Genomic DNA, 8,575 nt, shown 5'->3' on the forward strand with positions numbered 1-8,575 from the left:
TGTTAAAGTGTGGGATCAAAAGCTGATTTTTTGAACTACCTCTAGAAAGGAGCCATGGAGATGGACAAGTCAGGTATAGAAGAGCTGCACCAGCAACTCAAAAAAGTGTCGTTTCGGATGAGATGGATTCGAGTGTGCTCCGGTGTCGGATATGGCAGCCTTGTTGGGCTTGGCTTTGTCCTCCTTTGGCTGTCAGCCGAAAGAGTATGGCCGATTCACTATGCCGCTTTATATGCAGGAATAAGCTTTGTACTGTGTGTGACCGCAGGAGGCGTATGGGAGCTGCTGCGCCCTGTATCCGCGCAATTGACGGCCCGAATCATGGATCATCAGCGTGATGGCAGCGAGAGACAGGATGCTATGGTGACGGCGCTTCATTATTTGAATGCAGAGGGATACGCTGCTGATTTGCAACGGAAGCAGGCGATCATTTATGGACAGCAATACGTGGAGGGGCTGAAGCAGCATTTGCCGCTTCCCCGTCCGCGGCGTTCCATGCTTATTGCGGCGTGCAGTGCGGTCTTGGCCGCCGTAGTCCTATTTATGACTCCGAATCCGATGGATGAAGTGCTGGAGCGTGAACGGCAGCAGCAAGCATGGATCGACTCCCGGCTGGAGGAAATCGATAAGAATCTGGAGGAGCTTGATGCGCAAGAGCTCGACCCGATTGTTAAGGCGCCATTGCAAGAGGAATTGACTAAGCTTCGGGAGGAATTGACTGCCGCAAAACAACCGGAGGAGGCCCTACAATCTCTGGAGGAGAGCATGAAGAAGCTCCAGGAAATGGCGGAGCGCCAGGAGCTGGAGCAGCAGGAGCGGTCGGCCTGGCTTGATGCTTGGAAGCAGCAGCCCGAGCTTCAGGATATTGCCCGCGCGCAGGAGCAGGATGAAGCGAAGCAGATTTCAGAAGAGCTGGATAAGCTGAAGCAGAAGCTGCCAGAGCTATCGGATGAGGCAAAGGACCGACTAGCCGATGCGTTATCCCAGCTCGCGGATCAAGTCCCCCAAGAGGGAGAGGATGCCAAACAGCTAGCGGAAGCACTGCGCAAAGCAGCCGAAAGCATCGGGGAAGGACAGGACAGCGCCACTGATCTGGCGCTCTCGGAGCTGGCCGCGGCCCTTGAGGAGGAGCTGAAATCTGCAAGTGCAGAGGCATTGCAAGCTGCCGCGGCGTCTGCAATGGCATCCGGACTTGCCCAGCAGGGACTGGAGCTTGCCGCTGAGATGTCCGCAGCAGGTCTGTCTGTCTCCGATGCCTGGGCAATGGGCGGAAGTGCGGAGCAATTGGCTGCTGCGTCAGGAAGCGGACAAGGTTCAAATGGTGAAGCAGGAAATTCAGGAGGAAGTAACGGGCTTTCGGGTCAAGGTAACAGTCAAGGAAATGGACAAGGACAAGGGCAAGGCTCGGGAAGTGGCTCAGGCAGCGGCTCGGGACAAGGCTCCGGAACCGGTCAAGGAGGCAGCGGAAGCGGTCAGGGCCAGGGAAGCGGAGCCGGATTTGGCAGCGGCGGACGGGCATTGGTAACCACCCCGCGCGATAGCTCGGGAACGGGCAATGTTGAAATTGACTCAGGCCCGGCAACGGGCGGAAATGTGCAGAAGGGCGGACAAGGACCTGTCTTTGACGGAGCAAGTCGTCCTTATGAAGAGGTCTATAGCGATTATGCAGCTGAGGCAAAGCGAGCGCTCGATCGCGGCGAGCTTCCTCAAAGCTTGCAGGGCTTGGTAGAAAGTTATTTTACCGAAATTGATCCGGGGAATTAAGGCAGCGACAAGGAGAGGGGATCGAAATGTTGGAGCAGACGGCTGATGTGAAGAGATGGAGCAGTACAATTGCAAGGGTCCGGGAGCAGATTGCCAAGGTGATTGTGGGTCAAGAGGACGTTGTAGAGCAGATGCTGTGGTGTATTTTTGCTGGAGGGCACGCCTTGCTGGAAGGGATTCCCGGGCTTGGGAAGACGGCGTTGGTCCGTACCGTATCCGACACGCTGGACCTGTCTTTTTCGCGGATACAGTTTACGCCTGATTTAATGCCAAGCGATATTACCGGTACGAATATTATCTCCTTCGGCCCGCAGGGAACCGCCGAGATGAGCTTTCAGCCGGGTCCGGTATTCAGCAGCATCGTGCTTGCAGACGAAATTAACCGGGCTTCGCCGAAGACACAGAGCGCTATGCTGGAGGCAATGCAGGAGCAGACAGTCACCGTAGGCGGAGAAACGCGGAGTCTGCCGCGGCCATTCTTTGTCCTTGCGACGCAAAATCCGCTGGAGCAGGAAGGGACCTACCCGCTTCCGGAAGCCCAATTAGATCGGTTCATGCTGAAAATTCTCGTCAGCTATCCTTCCGAGGAAGAGCTGAAGGAGATTGTACGTAGAACCACCTCAACGGCGCAGCCTTTAGCTGATAAGGTGGCTTCAGCAGAGGAACTGCTGGAAATTCGCCAAGCAGCCAAGGAGGTTTTGCTGGCGGACGAGGTATTGGATTTTGGCGTACGCTTGTTAATGATGACCCATCCGGAGGAAGCAGCGGCCCCTGAGCTGGTAAGAAGCTATGTACGCTTCGGCTCCGGTCCGCGCGGCATCCAGTCTATTGTTTCTGCGGCCAAGGTTCGAGCGGTCAGCAAGGGCAGAATGCATGTATCGACCGGCGACATTTCCTCTGTAGCGATTCCGGCGCTTCGACACCGTCTCTTTTTGAATTTTGAGGGCCAATCGCTCGGGATTGTTACGGATCACGTGATCCGTGAGATCCTTGACGTACTGGAGGGAGGGAAATGACATCCTCCCTGCTGCCGTCTTCCTTGCTGCCAAGACTGGAGCGGTTGTCTATCGTCTCCAAACACAATGTGCGCGGGACAACCCAGGGCAAACGGCGCTCCGGCCATTTGGGAGCTTCTCTTGAATTTGCGGATTATCGCGAGTATACCCCAGGAGACGATATCCGAAGATTCGATTGGGGTGTTTACCGGCGGACAGGAAAACCGTTCATCCGCCAGTTTTGGGATGAGCAGGAGCTTACCTTCAGCCTGTATCTGGATGTATCTGCGTCTATGAATTTCGGCAACAAGCTGGATATGGCCAAAAGTTTAGCCGCAGCAGCAGGCTATGTGGCTCTTTCTTCAGAGGATAAGGTCCAGGCGGTACTGCTTGGCGAGCGTCCGCTGGATAAGCTGCCCCCGCTGCGAGGCAAGGCATCCAGCCCACGGCTGTTCACTTTTATGAAGGAAGCAAGCACAGTCCAGGGCGGCAATCTGGCTCCGGCCATGAAGCAGATTCATGCACGTCCGGGCGAGCAGGGGCTGGCCTGGCTTTTCTCGGACTGCTGGATGGAAGGCGGAGTCCATCAACTGCGTGACCTGCTGCTTCGCTTGATGTCGATGGGACAGGAGCCGATACTGGTTCAGGTGATATCCAGGGAAGAGCTTGCCCCGGGCTACAGCGGCGATTTGCGGCTGGTCGACAGTGAGCTTGGCAGCGGCAAGGAAGTAGCGATGAGCGGCAAAGTATTGAAGGCCTATGAACGGGAAGTGAGCCGGTATACCCAGGAATTGAAGGAGTGCTGCGCAGGGCTGGGTGCCCGTTATGTGCAGATTCCCTCGGATTGGCCGCTTGAGAAGGCCGTATTTACCATGCTGCGCGTTGCAGGTGCGGCAGGCAGTTAGGTAGATAGGGAAGCGTTGCAACATGAGTAACGATATGGATTGAACTTATAGAGTTACGTAAAAAGGGATAAGTGTGATGTGAGCTGAAGAAGCGGAGCGTTCGCCTTTGCGAGTGGATTTCTTCCTTGTCAGAACTTCGTTAAATAAGAGAAATCCGCGAACAACAGCGATCGTAAGAAAAATTCACACGTCCCCATTAGAACGTAAAATTTCCAGGGAGGAGGCGAGCGGAAATGGGCATCGGGTCATGGATGAGTCTCTGGTTTGCACTGGCGCTGCCGGTCATTATCATTTTGTATTTATTTAAACGGATTTATATCGATACGCCTGTTCCCAGCCACATGCTGTGGAGACGGGTGCTGCTTAATATGGAAGCAAATCGTCCATGGCAGAAGCTCCAGAACCGACTTCTGCTCTGGCTTCAGTTGTTGGCTGCGGCATTGCTTGTGCTGGCCTTAATGCAGCCCTTCATCTGGAAAACTGGAGGACATCAGGGGCATACGGTGCTCATTGCCGATACTTCCGCCAGTATGATGGCACTCCCGCAAGCAGCGGAAGAGACGGAGGATGACAGCAAGCTGGCGGAGATGAAGCACAAGCTGAATACATATGTCCGTGAAGCAGGAGCAGGCGAGGAGATCACGCTGATTCGGCTGGGAAGCAGACCGGAGGTGCTTCTGACTCGGGAAAACGATAGAGAAACCCTGTTCCGTACAATCGATGGCTTATCTGCGGATTATGGGAGATCGGCTTATCATGAGACACTATCGCTCGCTGCTGCACTGACGCGGGGAGAAGAGGGCAGAGTGTTTCTTTATACTGATACACGTTGGCCGGAGCAGGCAGGTGATGCTGGAATCGCCTTTGAGGTTCCCGTTCAAATCGTGCCCATCGGACCAGAGCAGACGGCAAATGCTGCAATTGAACAGTTTGGGGTAAAGCGTTCTGCTGGAGAAGAGCCGGGGAGCACGGGCAATGAAGACTCTGGCGGGGCCCATTATGGGGTAGCCGTAATCCGCAATGACGGTCCGGCTAGTGAATTAAAGCTGGATCTGTATGGTGACGGCAAGCTGATTGCATCCCGTGATTTCACGGCCGATCCGAGCCGGAGGACAACGGTGGAATTCAACAGCTTACCTTCTGCGGAGGTATACCGGTTATCATTAAAGCCGGAAGACAGCTATTCGCTGGACAATGAATCATTTGCTTTCCTGGAGCAGGCCGGAGCGACCAAGGTATGGTTGATGTCAAAAGGAAACCTGTTTCTGGAAAAAGCGCTGCAGCTGACCGGAGCGCAGGTTACCCGGATCACAGAGGCAAAGGCGAACGGTACAGGGACGGCAGAAGCTCCTCCCATCCCTGAAAGCAAGCCCGATGTCATCGTCATTGAAGGGGCATTGCCGGACTACGCGGCGAGCGGAGCTTGGGCGAAGCTGCTTGCCGAGACGCCGCAGTGGACGATTGGCGGAGCCGATGAGGGCGTGGATCTTGAGCATGCGGAGACGGTCACGGCCAAGCATCCGGTCACGCGTTATTTGCAGCTCAAAGAGCCCCCGGCAGGCCGGCTTATTGATGCACCGATTCCGGCCTGGGGAAAACCGATCCTCACTGTAGGCGGGAAGACAGCAGCATATGCGGGAATAGAGAACGGCCGGCCGAAGCTGGTCTTTCTGTTCCGGCTGGAGGACGGGGATCTGACGCTCAAGCCGGAATTTCCGGTGCTTGTCGACAATGCAGTGACCTGGCTCAAGTCCGGTATGAGAACTGGCTTGGGCAGAGCGGCGGCTGGAGCAGAGCTCGATATTCCGGTAGCACAGGACGCGGCAACTGCGGTTTGGAGCCCGATGGATGGATATGCCCTGAACTCGGGAGCGGAGCCGATTCCTGCAGTCCGTATGAAGAGCGGCGCTCTATCAGCGAAGCAACCGGCGCCGTCCATCCCCGGGCTTTGGCGGCTTGATGTCACTGGAAGCGATGGAGAAGCACAGCCTGGGTATTGGCTGGCAGTAGCGGCGGATCCGTTGGAGTCGGTTACAGCTCCCCATCAAGACTTGTTGACTGCTCTGGTTGCTGATTCCGGACAACCGGCCAGCGTAAATGACGGGGTGCAGGGTGACTCGGACTACGACGAGCAGTCGGCCCGAAGCTCTGAAGCCGGAGATATCCATCGCGAGGAAGCGCCGCTGCTGAAATGGATTGTACTGATCGTGCTGCTGCTGATTTTGGTTGAATGGGGGGTGTACCAACGTGGGCGTTCAATTTGATCATCCCTGGGTACTGCTGTTGCTTCCCCTTGTGATTGCAGGTGCCGTCTATGCATACCGTAAAGATTTCAGGCTTGCCGGAGCGCGAAAAAAATGGGCTGTAGGCTTGCGGACGGCCATTTGTGTGCTGTTGATTTTCGTATTGGCAGGTTTTCATACCTACACGATTGCTTTGAATAAAGAGATCGTATTTGTTGCAGACCGTTCCTCAAGCATTTCCTCCACGGTCCCGATCGATGAATGGATAGGGGAAGCCGTCAAGTCAAAGGGAGAACACGATCTTGCCGGAGCCGTCTCCTTCGGTATGAATACCGTAGTGGATAAAAGCCTGAGTGAGTCGATTGAACTCCCTAGCTGGGGTCAAAGGGAAGTATCGCGGGAGTTTACTCATATCGAGCATGCGCTGTCCCTGGCAGGAAGCCTGTTTCAGGGCAAGGAAAACCGGAGATTGGTGCTTATTACAGACGGAATGGAGAACGTTGGGGCCGTACTGGATGAGGCGCAGCTGTTGAAGGAAAGAGGAATTGCGGTCGATGTGCTGCCGGTAACCTCCCCGGAGCAAAGGGATGCGTCCATTGAGGAGTTTCTTGTTCCCGAGAAGCTGTATCCTGCCGAATCCTTTGCCTTCGAGGTGCTTGTCCGCAGCACTTATGCGGGAAGCGGAGAGCTCAGGCTGTATGAAGATAATCGTGAAATCGGACGTCATGCGGTCACTCTGGAACGGGGAGATAACCGGTATTCCTTGCAGGGACTGGCTAAGGAGATGGGGCTGCACCGTTACCGGGCCGAGATCTATATTGAAGGAGATGAGCAGTCCGCTAACAATGCTCACTATGCCTTCACCCGGGTGACAGGCAGTCCGAAGGTGCTGATTGTAGAAGGAGCCTCGGGGACGTCTGCGAACCTGGAAAATGCCTTGAGCGCAGGCTTGATCGATTATTCCGTTATTTCCCCTGGAATGCTCTCCTCTGAATTGTCTAAATATGCGGCCTACGACAGCATCATATTCAATAATGTGTCGGGCGAGCAGGTAGGCGGTCGGCAAATGGAACTGATTGAGCAGGCCGTGCGCTCCTATGGGGTCGGCTTTATGATGGTCGGGGGCCAGGACAGCTTTGGGATGGGCGGATATTTCAAGACTCCGATCGAGCAGCTCCTTCCGGTATCGATGGAGCTTGAGGGAAAAAGGGAGATCCCTTCCCTGGGACTAATCCTGGTTATCGACCGTTCCGGAAGTATGGACGGAGAAAAGCTGAGACTGGCCAAGGAGTCGGCCATCCGTACTGTGGAATTGCTTCGGGAAAAGGACACGGTAGGCGTTCTCGCCTTTGATGATCGCCCTTGGTGGGTGGTTGAGCCGCAGAGGCTGGACGATAAGGAGAGCGTGATCTCCTCCATTAATGGAATCCCCTCGGGCGGGGGAACGGACATTTACCCGGCTGTTGCCGATGCTACTGCCAAAATGCTGGATCTGGATGCTCAGCGCAAGCATATTATTTTGCTGACAGACGGCCAATCTGCAGGAAGCTCAGGTTATGCGAATCTAGTCGAGAGCATGGTTGAAGGCAAGATTACAATGTCGACGGTGGCTGTCGGCGGAGATGCCGATGTACAGCTGCTCCAATCGCTGGCTTCAGGGGCAAAGGGACGGTACTATCTGGTAGAGGACGAGACGACCCTTCCGGCGATCTTCAGCCGGGAAGCGGCGATGATTGCCCGAACCTATATCGTAGACAAGCCCTTCGTACCGGCACAGGTACAGGGAGGAGACTGGAGCTCGTGGTTCAAGGGCGGTTTGCCGCAAATTTACGGTTATGTAGCAGCTACGGCAAAGTCCACCGCCCAGACCGTGCTGGCAAGCCCGGAGCCTGACCCGCTGCTGGCAAGATGGCAATATGGCTCCGGCCGGACCGTTGCCTGGACAAGCGATATGACCGGCAAGTGGTCGCGGGATTGGGTAGCTTGGCCTGGCTTCCCGGGATTATTCACAGATATGGTGAAGTGGACCTTCCCGCAGTTCTCTTCCTCTACCTTTGAAGTGGAGACGAAGCAGTCGGGCAATGAAGTTCACTTTACAGTACGTGCTGCAAGTGAGCCGTATCCCGGCGAATTGACCGGAAAAGTGACGGGGAATAACGGGGAAGAAGCCGAGGTTGTGCTAAGCCAGGTATCTCCAGGAAATTATGAAGGAGTTATGACGGTAATGGAGCCGGGATCCTTTCTGCTGCAGGTGTCCAGCCCGGAAGAGGAGGCGGAGGCAGGCAGCACGAGCACCGGCTTTGTCGTACCTTATTCACCGGAATACCGGCTTAGCGCCGATTTTGACCCGGAGGAGCGGATGGAGGCCTTAGCGGAGCTGACCGGCGGAAGATGGCTGGCTTGGGATGAGCCGGAAGCGGCGTATGACTTCACCCCGTATCCGCAGCGCAAGCTGGATAATTGGGATTGGCTGCTGTTAATTCTGGCGCTGCTGCTGTGGGTCTGCGACATCGCCGTCCGGCGGCTCGCAGTATCCTGGAGCCGGATCGCTGAACGGCTCGGGTCATTGGCCGGTCGGGGACGAAGACCGGCCGCAAGCGGCAGCGCGGTGCCTGCCGCGCCGCGCGAGGACAGCGGGCTGGGCCGGTTGGCCGCCCGCAAATCCCGT

Annotated in this window: 5 protein-coding genes; all 5 read left to right on the forward strand. The window is 55.8% G+C overall.

Annotated elements, in window-relative coordinates; translation table 11 throughout:
• Nucleotides 1-60: 60 nt before the first annotated feature.
• Nucleotides 61-1,764: a hypothetical protein gene (locus tag TX85_RS02120; RefSeq protein ID WP_049894757.1), complete on the forward strand. Its 1,704-nt coding sequence runs from the start codon at nucleotides 61-63 to the stop codon at nucleotides 1,762-1,764.
• A gap of 26 nt (nucleotides 1,765-1,790) precedes the next feature.
• Nucleotides 1,791-2,780: an AAA family ATPase gene (locus TX85_RS02125; RefSeq protein WP_044477494.1), complete on the forward strand. Its 990-nt coding sequence runs from the start codon at nucleotides 1,791-1,793 to the stop codon at nucleotides 2,778-2,780.
• Nucleotides 2,777-3,664: a DUF58 domain-containing protein gene (locus TX85_RS02130; protein ID WP_044477495.1), complete on the forward strand. Its 888-nt coding sequence runs from the start codon at nucleotides 2,777-2,779 to the stop codon at nucleotides 3,662-3,664. Before TX85_RS02125 ends, TX85_RS02130 begins: the two co-directional genes overlap by 4 nt.
• A gap of 233 nt (nucleotides 3,665-3,897) precedes the next feature.
• The gene (locus tag TX85_RS02135) at nucleotides 3,898-5,928 is read left to right on the forward strand and encodes a vWA domain-containing protein (protein ID WP_044477496.1); all 2,031 of its coding nucleotides are present in this window, start codon (nucleotides 3,898-3,900) and stop codon (nucleotides 5,926-5,928) included.
• Nucleotides 5,912-8,575, forward strand: a 2,664-nt coding sequence (locus TX85_RS02140) for a VWA domain-containing protein (RefSeq protein ID WP_049894758.1), incomplete at its 3' end; no start/stop codon positions are given. The genes TX85_RS02135 and TX85_RS02140, both read left to right, overlap by 17 nt.

It is taken from the genome of Paenibacillus antibioticophila, from assembly GCF_000455265.1.
Lineage (GTDB): Bacteria > Bacillota > Bacilli > Paenibacillales > Paenibacillaceae > Fontibacillus > Fontibacillus antibioticophila.